We start from the raw sequence: 16,354 nt of genomic DNA on the forward strand, positions 1-16,354 counted from the left end.
CCTCCAAAGTGGGTCAGACCGGTCGGGTGCGTTGGTAGCGCCTGCCGTGGTAGACGAGGGGGTCGCCGGGGCGGGTGGTGGCTGCGCGGACCTCGCCTAGCAGGAGGCCGTGGTCTCCGGCGTCTACGGTTTCCCGGCGGTGGCATTCGATGGCAGCCAGTGCGTCCGGGTGCAGGAGGGTGCCCTGCTCGCCCGGTTGGAAGCCGGTGTTGCCGAAGCGGTCGGCGCCGGGCGTTGCGAACAGTGCGGCCAGTTCGGTTTGTTCCGCGGCCAGGACGTTGACGCCGAAGCGTGAACAGCGGGAGAAAACGTCGTAGGAGCTGGACGTTTTCGCCTGGCAGACGAGCAGCAGCGGCGGGTGCATCGACACCGACGTCACTGAGGTCGCGGCGTATCCGCGCGGGGTGCCGTCGTCGTCGAGGGCGGTCACCACGCAGACGCCGCCGGCCAGTGCGGACATGGCGTCCTTGAATTCGTCCAGTAGTGCGGCGGTCATCGGGCATCACCCGCCGGAGCGGGAACGTCAGCAGGCTTGAGCCATTCGCCGTCGGGGGTGCCGAAGCCGTGTTCCCGGCGGAAAACCGTGCGGCCCCTGCGGATGGTGCGGGCGACTCGGCCGGTGAACATCCAGCCCGCGTACGCGGTCCAGCCGCATTTCGCCTGGACGTCGCCGGGGCCGAAGGACCAGTTTTCCGCTGGGTCGAACAGCACCAGGTCGGCGTCCAGGCCGGGGGCGATCGCGCCCTTGCGGTCGGCGATGCCGAACAGCCGGGCGGGTTCTGCGGCCAGAACACGGGTGACGATGGGCAGCAGGTCGTCCGGCGTGGCGTCGGGAGCCCGGCGGCACAGGCCGGTGTACAGGGCGGGGAAAAGTTCCTGCACTCCTGGCAGCCCGGGCGGGGCGTCGGGAGCGGAGACGGTCTTGTCCGCGAACGCGTGCGGCGCGTGGTCACTGCCCACAGTGGACACTTCGCCGCGGAAGACCGCGTCCCACAAGCGGTCCTGGTCGGCCTGTTCCCGGATGGCGGGGCTGAGCCGGATCCGCGAACCGAAGCGGGCGGTGTCGGCCGCTGTGAAGGACAGGTGGTGCCCGGTCGCCTCCCAGGTGACCGGCAGTCCGGCCGCGCCCGCCGCGGTGAGCAGGTCGGCCTCCTCCCGGCTCGACACGTGCAGCACGTGCGCCGCGGTGCCGTGCTGCCGCGCCAGTTCGATCAGCTTGGCCACGGCGACGATTCCGCCGGAACGCGGCCGGAACCGTTCGTAGTCGCGGTAGGTCGCCGGGGCGCCCTGCCACTGGTCGAGCAGCGCGAAGACGTCGTCGTCCTCGGCGTGGAAAAGCAGTCGCAGGCCTTGGCGTTTCGCGACGGCGAACAGTTCGTCGAGCCGACCGGGGTCCCGGAGCACGTGTGGTGCGGTGTGGTGCCCGGTGAGGAACGCCTTCGCGGTCATCGCCTCGGCGGGTTCGAACGTTTCCAACGATTCCACGGCCTCTGGGTTGACGCCCGCGTGGAAGCGGTAGTCGACCAGGCTGGTGCCGCGGATTTCCGCGTCCTTGGCGCGGGCGTCGGCAGGAGTGAAGGTCGCCGGGCGGGTGTTGGGCATGTCGAACACAGTGGTGACGCCGCCCGCCACGGCGGCGCGCGACGCGTGCGCCCAGTCTTCCTTTTCGGTCAGGCCCGGCGTGCGGAAGTGCACGTGGGAATCGATCAGGCCGGGCAGGACGTGCCGCCCGGCGGCGTCGATCTCCTCGGTGCCGGACACCGTGCTCCCGGCGGGGAGCACGTCGGCGATCTTCCCGTCCGTGACAGCCACATCGGCGAGGCGGACGCCGCCGGGGCCGGTCACCCGGCCGCCCCGGACGACGAGGTCGTAGGTCTTCACGCGGCCCATGGCAGGCTCACCAGCTCTCGGCTCAGGTCGTTGGTCGGGCCCATCAGCGCGACGGCGCGGGCGTCGCGGGCCATCCGGTTGATCGGGTTCGTCACCACGTATCCGGCGCTGCCGAGCAGCCGCGCGATCGCGGCGACGACTTCCTCGGCCGTCTGCGAGGCGTGGATTTTGCTGTGCAGCGTCACCTCGCCCGGGTCGGCCCCGTCACGGCGGCCAGCCCGTTCGACCAGCGCGCGAGCGGACTCCACCTGCCCGCGCAGGTCCACCAGCCGGTGCCGGACGGCCTGCAGGTCGAGCAGCGATTTCCGTTGCGCGGCTTGGAAACCGAGGTCCCACGCGGCTTCGGCGATTCCGGCCGACACCGCGCCGAGGGTGGCCCCGGACTGGCGGACGCCCGCGATGATCGTGCTCGCGGTGTCGCGCGGCCCGAGCAGCGCTTCCGGCCCGAGACAGCAGTCCTTGAGCTCCACGAACCCGGTCGCCGACGCGCGCATGCCGACCAGGTCCAGGCTCAGATCCGGCTCGATGCCCGGATTGGTCGCGGGCACGAGGAAGAAGCTCTGTCCACCGGATCCGTACGCGGCATCGTCGGACTCCCCCACCGGCGTGCTCTGCGCGAGCACCAGGTAGACGTCGGCAACCCCGGCACCGGTGGTGAAAGCCTTGCCGCCGCTGACTGTCCAGCCGCCGTCGGGCAGTTCGTCGGCGACGGTCGAGAGGTTCTTCTTCGCCGCGCCAGCACCGGATTCGCTCCACGCGGACGCGGCCAGCCACTCGCCGGACGCGAGTTTCGGCAGCAGTTCTTCGCGCTGGGCGTCGCTGCCCCATTCGGCGATCCGGCTGCACACTGCCATGTGCTGGAAGGCGATGATCGCGGTGGACGGATCCTGCCGCGCGATCCGCGCGATCATCCGGTTCCCCTCCAGGGCGTCCGCCCCGGCTCCGCCGTACCGGCGCGGGACGACGAGGCCGGGCAACGGCGAGTTCCGCAGCGCGGCCAGCACCTCGGGAGCCGGGCGGCCCGCTTCGTCGGCCGCCGCGGCGTGCTCGGCGAGAACGTCGACCAGCTCGTCGACGCCGAGGCGCACGGGCGTGGTCAGGTCGACAGCAGACACGAATCCTCCTTCAGGGCATGGGGATCGAACGAATCGATGGTCACCGCGCCGGTGAACGACACCGCCTTCTCCGGGACGCTGACCCAGGACAGTTCGCTGTCCTGTTCGTGGCCGGACACCGCGGCGTCCGAAATGGTGCAGCCGCCCGCGGTGCGGATGCGCAGCGACGCGGTGCGCCGGGTTTCGCCGCCGGCCAGCTGGAACGGAATGGTGCCGCGGATCCGGCGGGCCGCGCCGAGGCAAACAGCGCCGGTGAGCGCGAGCGTCGGATGCCACGACGGCACGGAGACCGCGCGCGCGGCCAGGCCGTTCTCGCCGTCCGGCAGGACCGCGGCCACCTTCGGGAACGCGCCGTCGACGGGATAGCCGTACTGCCGCGCGGCCGAGCGGCGGATCGCGCTCATCGTGCGGAAAAGCGGCTGCCCGGCGGCGAAAAGCTCCTCCGGGGTGTCGACGCCGAGGTCGTGTCCGGACAGGAACAGGTACGGGTTCCCGACCGAGACCGCGGAGACCCGGATCGCGCCGTCGTCGAAGGGCAGGTCCGTGGTGGTCTCGCCGAACGGCAGCAGTTCGCCGAGCGGCACCGCGGGGTGGTTGAGGAAGTGCGCGGTGAACGTCGTCCGGTCGCGGACGCATTCGTCGACCTCGCACACCACGTGGTCGTTGTTGTTGAGCACGCGCACCCGGACGCGGTGTTCGGGCGCGAGCCGGCCGATCCAGCCGAGCCTGCTCGCCACGACCACCGACGAGAGCACCGAATGCCCGCAGCTGCCGCGGAAGTCGAACCGCGCCGGGTCGCCGGGAATGACCTGCACGAACCGGTAGTCGAGGTCGAACAGCGGATGCTCGGAGACCGACACGAGCGCGATCTTCGTGACCGCGGCGAGGCCGTGCTCGGCAAGCCAGGCAACGCCGTCGGACAGCGCTTCGGTGAGCGCTTCCTCGGAAGCCGGCAGCCGTTCGGCGGGCAGCACCAGCGTGGAACTCGGGCTGCCGTGGGCATGCGCTATGTGAGCGAGCATCAGGCCGCGCTCCTTTCCCCGGCGCCGCCGCTCACGAGCTGCTCGCTCCAGATCCGGTGGATGAGCAGCGACCAGATGGCCAGCGCCGATTCGTCGTTCGGCCGGGCGGCCTGCGCGTCGAACAACCCGGCCACGGCCTTCGGATCGAGCTGCCCGCGGTCGGCGAGCGACGGTCCGGAAAGCAGGTCGCGGGCGTAGCTGTGCAACGGCTGCCCGGCCGCGAGCATCGAGGTGATCGGCAGCGTGAACGGCTGTTTCGGCCGCTCCAGCACCGAATCCGGCACGAGACCACGGGCGGCCGAGTAGAGCGCGCGTTTCACCTCACCGCCGCGTACGCGGTGTTCGGCGGGCAGCCGCCGCGCCAACCGGGTAACAGAGCGCTGGCAGAACGGCAGCCGCACCTCGACCGAATGCGCCATGCTCAGGTGATCGACGCGGCGCAAATGATAGGCAGGCAGCCGTTCGTCCACTTCGAACTCGGTGATCGCGGACAGCCGGTCCGGCCCGGCTCCGCGCAGCCGCCGCGTGATCCGGTCGGCCTCGGTTCCGTTGCGCCGCAACAGGTCCCGGTATTCGTCGGTGTACAGCTGGTCCCGCAGCGCGGCGGGCACGGCCGCGAGGGCTTCGACGTATCCGTTCGGCCAGTCCTCGGCGCCGCCGACCGCGTCGCTGATCCGGCGGTAGCCGCCGAAGATCTCGTCCGCGGCGTCGCCGGAAAGCGTCACCTTGAACCCGGCGTCGTGCACGCCCTGGAACAGCAGGTACGTGCTCAGCGTGATCGGGTCGGCGTTGGGCTGGCCTAGGTGCCACACGACTTCGCCGAGCAGGTCCGGGAACGTCGCCGGGTCCGCTTCGATCTGGTGATAGGTCGCGCCGCTGCGGGCGGCGACCTCGCGGGCGTAGGCCTTCTCGTCGAACGGCCAGTCCCCGGTGTAGGCGATGTTGAACGCGTGCACGTGCGGGACCTTCTCCGCCAGCAACGCCGTCACCAGGCTGGAATCCAGCCCGCCGCTGGTGATGGTCGAGATCGGGACGTCGGCCAGCGCGAGCCTGCGGGTTTCGGCGCGCAGCGTGTCGCGCACGCGGACGCCCGCCTCGGCGAGGTCGCCGCCCTCGACCGGGAACGCGCCTTCCGCGCGCCGCGAGATCTTCAGCCCGCCCGAGCGCGTGTAGACGGCGGTGGCCGCCCGCGGCAGCACCCGGACGCGGTCGAACATCGTCCGCTCCCCGAAGGGCGTTTTGGTGGTGAGGTAGCTGTCGAGCCCCTCGTCCCGCTGCTCCCAGTCCACGCCCGGAATGCTCAGCAGCGCCGGCAGCTCCGAGGAGAAGTACAGCTCCCGGCGTTCCGGGTTTTCGTGGTGGTACAGCGGTTTCATGCCCGCGTCGTCGGTGACGAGCACGAGCTTCGGCTCCGCCCGCAGGTCCAGCACCGCGATGGCGTACATCCCGTCGAGGTGGTCGACGAAGTCCAGGCCGTACTTGTGGTACAGAGCCGGAAGCACGTTGCCGTCGCAGTGGTCGTGGAAGACGTAGCCCGCCGCGTGCAGATCGCGGCGCAGCACGTCGTGGTTGTAGATCTCGCCGTTGAAGACGACCTGGATCTCGCGGCCGAGCCGGTACGGCTGCTCGCCGCCGTCGAGGTCCACAATGGCCAGCCGGTTGTTGCCCAGCGCCCAGCCGTCGCCCGCCGCGCTGAACCGGGCATCCGGGCCGCCGTGCCGCTGCAGCGCCGAAACCGCGCGCAGATGGTGGTGCGCGAGGCTCCCGCCCAAGTGTCCGTAAATCCGGCACATGACTACTACTTCACCTCCGCGGATACGCCCGCACGGGCGTAGAGGACAGGGTCGAACGGCGTCGGGCCGCCGCACGTGGCGAACCGCCCCGCGGCCGATTCCGGATTGCGCGTGCCGTGCGGCACGCCGGGGGCGGCGAACAGCACGTCGCCGGGAGAGACGTCGTGCCAGCGGTCGATCAGGTACATCTGGCCGTCGCCCTCGAAAGCGATGAACGCCTCTTCGCTCTCCGGGTGCTGGTGGACGTTGAAAGTCTGGCCGGGGTCTTGGATCCCGCAGTGCAGGCACAGCCGCGCGCTGCCGGTTCCGGGCCAGAAAAGGAAATTCATGACGGCGGTCTTCTCGTCGGCGGCGATCTCGCCGGTGCCGCTGAAGCCGTGCAACTGCGTTTCGGTGTTCCACAGGTCGTTCTCGAGCCGCGGCGCGGAACCGGTGGGTTCGTTGCCCGCCAAGCGGGTTCGCCACACGTACGCGGTCAAACCGTCGTCGCCTGCTTCTAGTTCCAACGTCCGCCCGGTCGGCGAGTGCAGAGCGGAGCCGCGGGCGACCTCCGTGCGGTGGCCGGTGACGTCGCCGTGGCCGGAGCCCGCGAAGACCACCGCGACGTTCTCCTCCTCCAGCGCCCAGCCGAGGCGCCACGCCTTCCCCGGCGCGACCTCCACGACGAGCAGGGTCACCTGGTGCGCCCCCATGGCCGGGCCGACCGGCTCGGCGACGCGTCCCCAGTCGAACGGCGAGAAGACGAAGTCCGCGGCGCGGACGATCGTTCCCTGAATCTGGTCGACAAGCATCCCATGTCCCATCAGGTTGCCGATAATTGCCCAGTGCCGGAAGCGGAATTGATCAACGGGATTCGATTCCTCGTTTCGCTTCCGGTGGCGACCGTACTAGCCGACCGCAGTGCACTGCAAAGCAGTCAGCGGGCCGGTCGAATCGGTGCAAATTACGCGGCGGTCATTGACTGTATCGATCCAGTAAATTTCCCGCTACGCCGAATGCCGGAACCGGGGCGTCCACCAGTGCCCAGCGGGCACCCGAAACCGCAGCACAGAAATTTCCTGTGAGCGTGGCCACAGTTTGAAGCGGCGAAACAATGACACTGCAGGAAACGGTTCGCGAAATCCGTTGCAACACAAGCAAGGCAGATACCCCGGGACCACATTAGACAGTCCGGGCGGACCCTGAAACCGGCGTGCCAGCGAGCCCGGAGCCAGAACTTTCCGACATGCCCGCGCATGATCGACAAAAGAACTGGCAGCGTGCCAACGATCTTCTTTCCGGCACGAAAAAGAGACGACCATCTTTCCGATGATCGTCTCCCGGTGCGGAATTGGAGTTATTCCGGAATAGCGTTCAGCGCGGTGTCGACGACTTGGCCCAGCAATGTCTTGTCCCGGCAGACCGCGCTCATCACCCGCAGCCCTTGAATCATCGTCACCAGGAAATTCGACAACGCCGGGATATCCGCCCCGGGCGGCAGTTCGCCCATGCTGCGGGCCAGGTGCAGCGTTCCGTAGAAGGAATCCTGCAGCGCGGCGATCGCGTCGCACACGATCCGGTTGGCCGCCTCGTCGTGCGGCACCCGCTCGGTGATCGCCATGACGAGCAGGCAGCCCGGCCGGCCCGGCTCCTCCAGCGCGTCGTCGATCCGGCCGAGCAGCAGGTCGCGCATCACCTGGCGGATCGGCACCCGCTGCATCAGCGATTCGCGGGTGGCGTCGGTGGTCTGCCGGACGTACCGCTGCAGCGCGCGCTCGTAAAGGCCGTGCTTGCTGTCGAACGCGGCATACAGCGAGCCGCGGCCGAGCCCGGTCGCCTCGGCGAGGTCCTGGATCGAGGTGGCTTCGTAGCCCTTGCGCCAGAAGACCTCCATGGCCTTCTGGATCACCTCGTCGGTGTCGAACTCGCGAACTCGGGGCATGCCGCCAGCGTAAGGAAGCTGGAACGACAGGTCAACAATAGAGCGCTTCATCTGGACCGAACGTTCAACAATAAGAATCGATGATTCTCGTATTTTGTTTCTATACAAGGGCTTTGCCAACACAGGCTTGCTTCGCTACCCGTAGATAGTTTGCCGACCGTTCCAGATTTGGTACCGTCGGAAGCGACCGCCGGATGCGGTCCGTGTGCGACCGGTCCCGGTGCGCACCCTCCTGGGACCGGCGGCGCCGAAGCGAAAACCGCACTCGCCAGACAAGGAGAGATCTCATGCCTCACGTGCAGCGCCGGTCGTCCGTCAGCGACGAACTGGCCTGGCAGATCGTCCGCGCCGCCGACGAGGCCGCGAAGGCGACCGACAAGCGGTTCGCCCTCGCGGTGGTGGACGAAGGCGGCAACCTGAAGGCGTTCCTGCGCCAGGACGGCGCGAAGCTCAACGCGGTGCAGGTCGCGCAGGACAAGGCTTACACGGCGGCGTCCTCGGCGATGCCGACGGAGAAGTGGTCCGAGGTGCTCGACGCCGACCCGGTGCTGCGCACGGCCGCGCCCACCGCGATCGACCGCCTGGTCGGCATGGGCGGCGGCCTGCCGATCGTGGTCGACGGCGAACTGGCCGGCGCGATCGGCGTCTCCGGCGCGCATTGGACCGACGACGTCAAGATCGCCGAGGCCGGACTGGCGGCGCTCGAGTCCTGACCATCGCCCGAACCCTCCGGGAGTCACGATGCCCATCGCCCTGTTCGTGCTCGGGCTGACGGTGTTCAGCCTGGGCACGACCGAGTTCATGATCGCCGGCCTGCTGCCGGAACTGTCCGGCGCGTTCGGCGTTTCCCTGCCGCAGGCCGGGCTGCTCATCTCGCTCTTCGCGGTCGGCGTCGTCATCGGCGCGCCGCTGATCACCGCCGCGACCACCAAGGTGCCGCGCAAGACGGCGCTGGTCGCGCTGCTCGTCGTGTTCATCGCCGGCGAGGTGCTCGCCGCCGCCGCGCCGTCGTTCGGCGTGCTGATGGCCGCCCGCGTGGTCACCGCCGTCGCGCACGGTTCGTTCTTCGGCATCGGTGCGGTGGTGGCGTCGAACCTGGTCGAACCGGGCAAGCGCGCCCGGGCCATCGCGATCATGTTCGGCGGACTGACCATCGCCACCATCGCCGGGGTTCCGCTCGGCACGTTCGTCGGCCAGCATTTCGGCTGGCGCGCGACGTTCCTCGCGGTCGCGATCCTCGGCGTGATCGACCTGATCGGCGTGCTGGCGCTGGTGCCGCACCAGCCGCGGGCGGGCCACCTCGGCCTGCGCCACGAGCTGGCCGCGTTCCGCAACCCCAAGGTGTGGCTGGCACTGGGCACGACCACGCTCAGCCAGGCCGCGCTCTACACCGCCTACACCTACATCGCGCCGTTGCTGACCGACTTCACCGGGTTCTCCGCCGGGATGGTGCCTCCGCTGCTGGCGCTGTTCGGCTTCGGCACGTTCCTCGGCAGCGTGCTCGGCGGCAAGCTCGCCGACCGTTCGCTGATGGGCACGCTGTGCGCGGGACTGCTGCTGCTCGCGGTGATGCTCGGTGCGTTTTCCCTTGCCGCGCATAACAAACCGGCCATGATCGGGACGCTGTTCCTGTTCGGGATCGGCAGCTTCCTGATCAACCCGGCGCTGCAGACGCGCGTGATGAACGAGACCGAGGGCGCGCCGACGCTGGCGAGCACGAGCAACATCTCGGCGTTCAACGTCGGCAACGCGCTCGGCCCGTGGCTCGGCGGCGTCGGCCTCAGTGCCGGGGCCGGGCTGCTTTCGCCGAGCTGGATCGGAGCCGGGCTGGCCGTCGCCTCGCTGCTCGTCGCGCTCGGTGCGGTGGGGCTGGACCGCCGGACGGGAAAGGAGGTGAACAGCGATGCCGGTCGTGCACGTGAACTGGTGGAAGGGAGCCGGTGAGGCCGAACGCCGTCAGCTCGTCGAGGAAGTGACGGGCACCGTTTCGCGGCTCGCGAAGTGCCCCGAAACCGCGGTCACGGTCATCGTCACCGACGTCGAAAAGGACCACTGGGGCCTCGGCGGGAAGCTCGCCGGAGACCTCTGAGCGGAGGCCGGGGCGGGCTGCCCGTCCCGGCCTCCCCTTCCGGGAGGAGCCATGAGCGGACGCGTGATCCGGCCGGAAGACCCGCGCTACGCGGACTTCACGACCGGGGTCAACCAGCGCTACCTCGCTAAGCCGGCGTCAGTGCACCTGCCGCGGACCACCGGCGAGGTCGCTTCGGCGGTCTCCTCCGCGAGCGGGCGGCTCGCGATCCGCAGCGGCGGCCACTGCTTCGAGGATTTCGTCCACCACGAGGGGGTCGACGAAATCCTCGACCTCAGCGGACTGTCCGAAGTGGACTACGCGGACGGCCGCTACTCCGTCGGAGCCGGGGCGCGGCTGCAGGACGTCTACGAACGGCTGTACCGCGGCTGGGGCGTGACGATCCCGGGCGGGATCTGCTACTCCGTGGGCGCGGGAGGACACCTCACCGGCGGCGGCTACGGCCTGCTGTCGCGGCGGGACGGCCTCACCGTCGACCACCTGCACGGCGTCGAGGTCGTGCTGGCCGACGGCCGGACGATCGTGGCCACCAGCGATTCGACTGGTCCGGAGGCCGATCTTTTCTGGGCGCACACTGGGGGTGGCGGCGGCTCGTTCGGCGTGGTGACGCGGTTCCTGTTCCGCGCGCCGCTCGTCCGACCGCCGTCCGAAGTGCTCGTCGCGGCCATGTCGGTGCCGTGGGCCGACCTCGACGAGCGGCGGTTCGCCCGGCTGCTCGGCGGCTACGCACGCTGGCACCACGAGCACCGCGCGCCGGACTCGCCGGGCGCGGCGCTGTCGAGCCTGCTGATGCTGAACCACCGCTGCAACGGAACGGTCGGCTTGGTGGCACAGATCGACGCCGCTGCGCCGGATGCGGACCGGGTGCTGAACGAGTTTCTTTCGCACGTCCTAGGCGATCTCGCGACGACCGGGTTCGCCCGGGCGGGCGAGTTCGGCCCGATGCCCGGGCTCGCCCCTCCGCGGCGGCTCCCCTGGCTGCAGGCGACGCGGCTCCTCGGCACGAACACACCGGTGCTCACCGATCCGACGCTGCGCGCCGAGCACAAGTCGGCTTATGTCCGGAGCACTCTGCCGGAGTCGCACCTGCGCACCGCCTACGAGTACCTGACCCGGGCAGACGTGACGAACCCGGACACGATGCTGGTCGCTTTTTCTTACGGCGGCGCGATTTCCGCGGTTGATCCGGCCGCTACCGCGGTGGCTCAGCGGGACAGCACGTTCAAGCTGCTGTATCAGGCGTTTTGGTCCACAGTGGACGCGGACGCGGCGAATATCGGGTGGGTGCGGGATTTCTACCGCGCGACGTACGCGGAGACCGGCGGGGTGCCGGTGCCCGGCGAGGTGACTGACGGGTGCTACGTCAATTATCCGGACGCTGATCTGTCCGATCCGGAGTGGAACGCCTCCGGAGTTCCTTGGCACGACTTGTATTTCAAGGGCAACTACGCGCGGTTGCAGCGGGCGAAGACGCAGTGGGACCCGGAAGATGTGTTCCGGCACCGCCAGTCGGTCCGGCCTGCCTAGCGCGGGCCGAACCACCCGGCGAGGGCTGCGGCGAGGCCTGAGTCCCGTCCAGCCCACGCGACATACCCGTCCGGGCGCAGGAGGATCGCCGGTTCGCCGAGGTCCTCGCCGTGGGCTACCACGTCGACGCCGTCTTTCCATTTCGCCGCCGTGTCCGCGGCCCCGGCGGCATCCGGGCCGAGCAGCAGCACCGGGCGTCCCGGATGCAGCAACTCGGCGATCGTCCCCTCGCCGAGCGGGAAGTTCGGCAGGAACTCCCCCGCCATGCCGCGGCCGTCGCCGTAGCGCACGCCCTGTGCGCTGATCCGGTCGCTCAACAGCCGGTTGCCGTCCGAAGTGGACAGCAGGTCGGCGACCAGTGCGCGCAGCGGTTCGAACTCCGGCCCTGGCCGCATCAGCGCGGCTTGCGCGCGGGTGTTCTCGATGACGGCTTCGGCGACCGGATGCCGCTCCGCGTGGTAGGTGTCGAGCAGCGCGTCCGGTGCCGTGCCCGCGACGACCATCGCGAGCTTCCAGCCGAGGTTGAACGCGTCTTGCAGGCCGAGGTTGAGCCCCTGCCCGCCGAGCGGGGCGTGCACGTGGGCGGCGTCGCCTGCGAGCAGAAGACGACCGCGGCGGTAAGAGTCGGCGAGCCGCGTGAAATCGCTGAAGCGGCCGACGAACGTCGCGTCGGACATCGGCACGTCGTGGCCGAGGATGCGCGAAGCCGCGGCCTGCAGATCCTCGAGACCGGCCGGGGCACCGCGTTCCGGGAGCGGCTCGGTGAACTCGTGGGTGAGGATCCGGCTGTGCCCGGCCGGGTTGACGTTGATCAGCGTCCAGCCGGTCGGACCCTGCGTCCAGCCGCCGGGCACTCGCGCGGGGTCGCCCAGCCTGGCCAGGCCGAGAAGTCCGGCGAACGTAGCCGGGTTTGTGGTCCCGGTGAACCGTGCTGCTTCGCGGACGATGCTGCGGGCGCCGTCGCAGCCCACGACGTAGTCGGCGGCGAGTTCGCCGTGGTCGGTGGAGACGTGCACCTGCTCCCCGTCGTCCCGGACCCCGGTCACGCGGTGGCCGCGCAGGATGGTGACGCCGAGCGAACGGGCCTGCGCCTCGAAAAAGCGCTCGATGTCGGACTGCGCCTGCCCGACCATCGGCGCGCCTTCGAGAGCGGGCGATTCCAGCGTCAGCACCGGACGTCCGCCGAAGTGGAACGGGGTCTCGACGACGGCGCGCGGGTCCCGCGGCGGCGGAACGGGCAGATAACCGCGCCGCAGCAACGATTGTGCGGTACGCGCGTGCAGCGTCCCCGCGCATGGTTCGTCGTGCGTGGCAGTGAGTTTCTCGACAACTGTGACGGGTACGCCGTGCCTGCCGAGTTCGGTGGCCAGCAGCATGCCGACCGGCCCGCCGCCGACGACGATCGCTCCGGGCATCTTCCCTCTCCTTCGCTGCGGAGCCGAAAGGTACGAGGTCGTAATATCCGTCATTGTATAGTACGAGGATGGAGCGTGACTTCGTCGACGACGTCCTGGACCAATGGCGCACGCAGCGCCCGGACCTCGACCCGGCCCCGTTGTCGGTGCTGGCCCGCATGACGCGGATCGCGCGCCGGGTGACCCGCCGCCTCGACGAAGCCCTGAAGGACTACGGCGTTCTCCACGCGGACCTGGACATCCTCGCCACCCTGCGGCGCGCGGGAGCGCCGTACGAGCTGACCCTGTCCGAGATCGCGCGCTGGATGCTCGCCGGCAACAGCACCATGACCAGCAGGCTGGACCGGCTGGTCGCTGCGGGCCTCGTCGACCGGAAGCAGAACCCGGCGAACCGCCGCACCGCGCTGATCCGCCTCACCCCGGCCGGGCTGGCCCTCGTCGACGAGGCGGTCGCTGTGGAACTGGCCGAGCAGGAGAAGCTGGTGAGCGGGTTGAGCGGCGAGGACCAGCGCGAGTTGGCCGATTTGCTGCGCCGGTTGTGCCGTTCGATGGGCGAGATTCCGGACTGAGCGCTCAGGACTGTCGCTGGGCGAGGTTGACCATCCACGTGATCCCGAACTTGTCGACGAGCGAACCGGCCTCGTCGCCCCAGGACTGCTTCTCCAACGGCAACGTCACAGTGCCGCCAGCGGAGAGCTTCTCGAAGCAGTCCCGGAGTTTGCCGTCGTCACCCCCGAGGAAGAGCGCGACGTTGTTGCCCCGCTGGAAAGACACCCGCTCCGGGACGTCCCACGCCATCACCGTGTAGCCGTCCGGCGTGCTGAGCACCGAGTGCATGATCTGGTCCGGATCGGCGCCGGGAGCCTCCGGCGAGCCGAAATCGCCGTACGTGCCCAGATTCAGCTCGCCGCCGAGTACTTCGCGGTAGAACTCCATCGCCTGGCGGGCGTTCCCGGTGAAGGCGAGGCACGGGTTGAGCTGGGATCCCATCTGACACTCCTTTTGTGCGAACGGAAGCCGAGCCTCTCAGGCGAATCACGACACCTTGTGTCGCGTATCCCGGAAAGTCCACTGTGGACCGAGGGCAACCCCTATCGCGCCCCCTGAACCCCGGGAACCACCGGTGTCCTTTCGGTTACCAGCAGTAACGTCGGCCGCATGAAAATAGGACTCAACATCGGTTATTGGGGCGCGGGAAACGATTCGACCAATCTCCAGCTCGCCCAGGAGGCCGACCGGCTCGGGTTTTCCGTCGTGTGGGTGGCCGAGGCCTACGGTTCGGACGCCGCGACCGTGCTGGGCTGGCTCGCCGCGCGCACCGAACGCGTCGACCTCGGCAGCGCCGTCCTGCAGATCCCGGCCCGCCGCCCGACCATGACCGCGATGACCGCCGCGACCCTGGACAACCTCTCCGGCGGCAGATTCCGGCTCGGGCTCGGCGTTTCCGGCCCGCAGGTGTCCGAGGGCTGGTACGGCGTCCCGTTCGGGAAACCGGTCGAGCGGACCCGCGAATACGTCGACATCGTCGGGAAAGCCCTGCGCTACGAACGAGTCCGGCACAACGGCACGCACTTCCGGCTCCCCTTGCCCGGCGGGCCCGGCAAAGCGCTGCCGCTGGCCGTGCCGCCCGCCCGCGAGCACATCCCCCTCTATCTCGCCGCCCTCGGCCCGCGGAATCTCGAACTCACCGGCGAAATCGCCGACGGCTGGCTCGGTCTGTTCTTCTCCCTCGAACACGGCCGGGAATCCCTGGACCGGATCCGCGCCGGACGCGAGAAAACCGGCGCTACGCTCGACGGATTCGACGTCGCGGCCACCGCCCCGCTCGCCGTCGGCGACGATTGGCGCCACGCCGCCGACCACGCCCGCCCCTACGTCGCCGGATTCGTCGGCGGCGCGGGCAGCCGCGAGAACAACTTCTACCGCGACCTCATGGCCCGGATGGGCTACGAGGCCGCCGCCGACGAGATCCGCGACCGGTACCTGACCATGGACTACGCCGGAGCCATGGCCGCCATCCCGGCGGAATTCCTCGACGAGACCTCGCTCCTCGGCCCGAAGGAACGCATCGCCGACCGGATGAAGGCTCTCGCCGAGAGCGGCGTCACCACGCTCGCGCTCTCCCCCACGCATCCCGATCCGGAGGCCAGCAAGAACGCGCTGCGCGTCGCCGCAGAAGCTCTCGACGCGTCCGGTGTCGGCGATTGATCCACAGTGGACACAACGCTGGGTGCGGGCCGGGCCGGGGAAGCCGTTGACCGCAGTGCTGTGGCGCGGCTGAACCGTCCCGCTGCGGACCTCAAACGCCCTTCAGCGCCCGGTCCAGCGCCGCCCGGCCAGCGGGCCCCCAGTGCGGTTTGCCGCCGGGAAGGCCGCGATCGCCGTTCTGTCCCATGAGGATCAGGAAAAGGCTCTTCATCGCGGCCAGCCCGCGCGCACGCCGGATCGCCGACTCGTCCGCCTGTGCGTAACTGTCGAAGAACCGCGAAGCCGTGCCCTCAGGCAGCAGCACCCAGGCAGCGGCGAGATCCCACGCCGGATCGCCCGCGAACAGGTCGCCGAAATCGACGATGCCCGAGAGCGTTCCGTCCGAGACCACGACATTCGCGGGATGGAGATCGCCGTGCACCCACACCGGCGGGCCCTCCCACGCACCTGCCGCCGCGGCGTCCTCCCAGACAGCCCGGACGTCGGCAGCCAGGTCGTCCAGGGCAACGGCCTGGAGGAACTTTTCGAAACCAGCCGTGCAGTCCCGGGGATGGCCACCGCGATCCGTGGCGACCGGGGCCGCGGCGGGCGCGGGCGCATGGAGCGCCCGGAGGAAATCCGCCAGCGTGTCGGCCGCGTGGGTGCCGCGGGTGATCGCGCCGTGGTCGAGCGGTTCGCCGGGAACCCACGTCATCACGGTCCAGTGCTTGGGGAACCGCGCGGACGGTTCGCCGGACCGCACCGGCGCCGGCACCGGGAGCGGCAGCCGCGGGGCCAGCACGGGCAGCCACCGCCGCTCCTTCAGCTGGAATTCCGGGGTGGGGTCCATGCGCTGCATCCGCACGGCCAAATCGTCCCCGAGCCGCCACATCTGGTTGCCCCAGCCGCCCGGCGCCTCGCGGATCGCCAGCCCGGCGAGGTCGGGATGCTGGTCTCGCAGCAGGTCGCGGACCAGGTCGGCGGTGATCGCGATCTCGGAGCCGGTCATGCGAACGACAGTACCGAGGCGACAGCGTCCGCCTCCGCTTTTTCGAGGAATCCCCGCCGTCGTCAGCGCTCGCCGAGCCGGGCGCGGAGGCCGGTGATGATGTCGTGGGCGTCGGCGAGTTCGTCTTGCAGGCCGATGATCCGCGCGGCCGAGGCGAGGGAATGTCCCTCGTCCACTTGTTCGCGCAGCCGCACCACCAGGGTCAGCTGACGGCGGGAGTAACGGCGGTGCCCGCCGCCGGAGCGTTCGGGCCGCACCACGGCCGCGGTGTCCAGGCTGCGCAGGAAGGCCTGCTGCACGCCCAGCATTTCGGCGGCCTGCCCGGTCGTGTACGCCGGATAGTCCTGATCGTCGAGCCGGTCGAGTCCGGGCACGCGCACCTCCTC

General features: G+C 69.8%; 17 protein-coding genes. 6 read left to right on the forward strand and 11 right to left on the reverse strand.

Annotation, left to right across the window (positions count from 1 at the left end; all coding sequences use genetic code 11):
- Positions 1–13 precede the first annotated feature (13 nt).
- The 7 genes from ACWDNU_RS25740 to ACWDNU_RS25770 form a co-directional block, all read right to left on the reverse strand.
- Positions 14–496, reverse strand: coding sequence for a flavin reductase family protein (locus ACWDNU_RS25740; protein ID WP_449670769.1), 483 nt, complete (start codon positions 494–496; stop codon positions 14–16).
- Positions 493–1,881 (reverse strand): dihydroorotase, encoded by a 1,389-nt coding sequence (locus ACWDNU_RS25745; protein WP_449670770.1) that lies wholly within the window; start codon positions 1,879–1,881, stop codon positions 493–495. Before ACWDNU_RS25745 ends, ACWDNU_RS25740 begins: the two co-directional genes overlap by 4 nt.
- Entirely contained in the window at positions 1,878–3,005 is a 1,128-nt protein-coding gene (locus tag ACWDNU_RS25750; RefSeq protein ID WP_449670771.1) for an acyl-CoA dehydrogenase family protein, read from the reverse strand. The genes ACWDNU_RS25745 and ACWDNU_RS25750 overlap by 4 nt, the downstream gene beginning before the upstream one ends.
- Complete coding sequence (locus ACWDNU_RS25755; RefSeq protein WP_449670772.1) at positions 2,987–4,027, reverse strand: PrpF domain-containing protein; 1,041 nt, start codon at positions 4,025–4,027, stop codon at positions 2,987–2,989. The genes ACWDNU_RS25750 and ACWDNU_RS25755 overlap by 19 nt, the downstream gene beginning before the upstream one ends.
- Positions 4,027–5,820, reverse strand: a complete 1,794-nt coding sequence (asnB, locus tag ACWDNU_RS25760; RefSeq protein ID WP_449670773.1) for an asparagine synthase (glutamine-hydrolyzing) — start codon at positions 5,818–5,820, stop codon at positions 4,027–4,029. Before asnB ends, ACWDNU_RS25755 begins: the two co-directional genes overlap by 1 nt.
- Before the next feature lie 5 nt (positions 5,821–5,825).
- Positions 5,826–6,623: a cupin domain-containing protein gene (locus tag ACWDNU_RS25765; protein WP_370936496.1), complete on the reverse strand. Its 798-nt coding sequence runs from the start codon at positions 6,621–6,623 to the stop codon at positions 5,826–5,828.
- 533 nt (positions 6,624–7,156) lie between these two features.
- Positions 7,157–7,741 carry a TetR/AcrR family transcriptional regulator gene (locus tag ACWDNU_RS25770; protein WP_449670774.1) on the reverse strand — a complete coding sequence of 195 codons (585 nt, stop codon included), beginning with the start codon at positions 7,739–7,741 and terminating at the stop codon, positions 7,157–7,159.
- Positions 7,742–8,028: 287 nt separating this feature from the next.
- Here ACWDNU_RS25770 and ACWDNU_RS25775 point away from each other — a divergent pair, with 287 nt between their 5' ends.
- Genes ACWDNU_RS25775 through ACWDNU_RS25790 form a run of 4 tightly spaced genes read left to right on the forward strand, consistent with a single transcriptional unit; the run spans position 8,029 to position 11,357 of the window.
- The gene (locus tag ACWDNU_RS25775) at positions 8,029–8,454 is read left to right on the forward strand and encodes a GlcG/HbpS family heme-binding protein (RefSeq protein ID WP_370936494.1); all 426 of its coding nucleotides are present in this window, start codon (positions 8,029–8,031) and stop codon (positions 8,452–8,454) included.
- 28 nt (positions 8,455–8,482) lie between these two features.
- Positions 8,483–9,685 carry a Cmx/CmrA family chloramphenicol efflux MFS transporter gene (locus ACWDNU_RS25780; protein ID WP_449670776.1) on the forward strand — a complete coding sequence of 401 codons (1,203 nt, stop codon included), beginning with the start codon at positions 8,483–8,485 and terminating at the stop codon, positions 9,683–9,685.
- Positions 9,645–9,830: a tautomerase family protein gene (locus ACWDNU_RS25785; RefSeq protein ID WP_370936492.1), complete on the forward strand. Its 186-nt coding sequence runs from the start codon at positions 9,645–9,647 to the stop codon at positions 9,828–9,830. Before ACWDNU_RS25780 ends, ACWDNU_RS25785 begins: the two co-directional genes overlap by 41 nt.
- Before the next feature lie 51 nt (positions 9,831–9,881).
- A complete protein-coding gene (locus ACWDNU_RS25790; RefSeq protein WP_449670777.1) occupies positions 9,882–11,357 on the forward strand; it encodes an FAD-binding oxidoreductase in 1,476 nt (491 codons plus the stop codon).
- Here the strand turns inward: ACWDNU_RS25790 and ACWDNU_RS25795 are convergent.
- On the reverse strand, positions 11,354–12,772 hold the full coding sequence (locus ACWDNU_RS25795) for an FAD-dependent monooxygenase (RefSeq protein WP_449670778.1): 1,419 nt from the start codon (positions 12,770–12,772) through the stop codon (positions 11,354–11,356). The genes ACWDNU_RS25790 and ACWDNU_RS25795 overlap by 4 nt on opposite strands.
- A 68-nt stretch (positions 12,773–12,840) precedes the next feature.
- Between ACWDNU_RS25795 and ACWDNU_RS25800 the strand changes: the two genes are divergently transcribed.
- A complete protein-coding gene (locus ACWDNU_RS25800) occupies positions 12,841–13,341 on the forward strand; it encodes a MarR family winged helix-turn-helix transcriptional regulator (RefSeq protein ID WP_449670779.1) in 501 nt (166 codons plus the stop codon).
- A 4-nt stretch (positions 13,342–13,345) separates the two neighbouring features.
- On the opposite strand, the gene ACWDNU_RS25805 is transcribed toward ACWDNU_RS25800, so the two are convergent.
- Complete coding sequence (locus ACWDNU_RS25805) at positions 13,346–13,762, reverse strand: VOC family protein (RefSeq protein ID WP_449670780.1); 417 nt, start codon at positions 13,760–13,762, stop codon at positions 13,346–13,348.
- 168 nt (positions 13,763–13,930) lie between these two features.
- On the opposite strand from ACWDNU_RS25805, the gene ACWDNU_RS25810 reads away from it, so the two are divergent.
- Complete coding sequence (locus ACWDNU_RS25810; protein WP_449670781.1) at positions 13,931–14,980, forward strand: LLM class F420-dependent oxidoreductase; 1,050 nt, start codon at positions 13,931–13,933, stop codon at positions 14,978–14,980.
- A gap of 91 nt (positions 14,981–15,071) precedes the next feature.
- Here the strand turns inward: ACWDNU_RS25810 and ACWDNU_RS25815 are convergent, their stop codons facing one another.
- Together ACWDNU_RS25815 and ACWDNU_RS25820 are read right to left on the reverse strand one after the other, a co-directional pair.
- Positions 15,072–15,968: an aminoglycoside phosphotransferase family protein gene (locus ACWDNU_RS25815; RefSeq protein WP_449670782.1), complete on the reverse strand. Its 897-nt coding sequence runs from the start codon at positions 15,966–15,968 to the stop codon at positions 15,072–15,074.
- A gap of 62 nt (positions 15,969–16,030) precedes the next feature.
- On the reverse strand, positions 16,031–16,342 hold the full coding sequence (locus tag ACWDNU_RS25820) for a helix-turn-helix domain-containing protein (protein ID WP_449670783.1): 312 nt from the start codon (positions 16,340–16,342) through the stop codon (positions 16,031–16,033).
- Between the last annotated feature and the right edge of the window lie 12 nt (positions 16,343–16,354).

The organism is Amycolatopsis sp. NPDC003676 (genome assembly GCF_053587275.1).

Coding starts and splice junctions, on each gene's coding strand:
- ACWDNU_RS25770 (WP_449670774.1), bottom strand. CDS start 7,741: ATGCCCCGAGTTCGCGAGTTCGACACCGACGAGGTGATCCAGAAGGCC.
- ACWDNU_RS25755 (WP_449670772.1), bottom strand. CDS start 4,027: ATGCTCGCTCACATAGCGCATGCCCACGGCAGCCCGAGTTCCACGCTG.
- ACWDNU_RS25815 (WP_449670782.1), bottom strand. CDS start 15,968: ATGACCGGCTCCGAGATCGCGATCACCGCCGACCTGGTCCGCGACCTG.
- asnB (WP_449670773.1), bottom strand. CDS start 5,820: ATGTGCCGGATTTACGGACACTTGGGCGGGAGCCTCGCGCACCACCAT.
- ACWDNU_RS25810 (WP_449670781.1), top strand. CDS start 13,931: ATGAAAATAGGACTCAACATCGGTTATTGGGGCGCGGGAAACGATTCG.
- ACWDNU_RS25785 (WP_370936492.1), top strand. CDS start 9,645: ATGCCGGTCGTGCACGTGAACTGGTGGAAGGGAGCCGGTGAGGCCGAA.
- ACWDNU_RS25780 (WP_449670776.1), top strand. CDS start 8,483: ATGCCCATCGCCCTGTTCGTGCTCGGGCTGACGGTGTTCAGCCTGGGC.
- ACWDNU_RS25800 (WP_449670779.1), top strand. CDS start 12,841: ATGGAGCGTGACTTCGTCGACGACGTCCTGGACCAATGGCGCACGCAG.
- ACWDNU_RS25765 (WP_370936496.1), bottom strand. CDS start 6,623: ATGGGACATGGGATGCTTGTCGACCAGATTCAGGGAACGATCGTCCGC.
- ACWDNU_RS25740 (WP_449670769.1), bottom strand. CDS start 496: ATGACCGCCGCACTACTGGACGAATTCAAGGACGCCATGTCCGCACTG.
- ACWDNU_RS25775 (WP_370936494.1), top strand. CDS start 8,029: ATGCCTCACGTGCAGCGCCGGTCGTCCGTCAGCGACGAACTGGCCTGG.
- ACWDNU_RS25795 (WP_449670778.1), bottom strand. CDS start 12,772: ATGCCCGGAGCGATCGTCGTCGGCGGCGGGCCGGTCGGCATGCTGCTG.
- ACWDNU_RS25805 (WP_449670780.1), bottom strand. CDS start 13,762: ATGGGATCCCAGCTCAACCCGTGCCTCGCCTTCACCGGGAACGCCCGC.
- ACWDNU_RS25790 (WP_449670777.1), top strand. CDS start 9,882: ATGAGCGGACGCGTGATCCGGCCGGAAGACCCGCGCTACGCGGACTTC.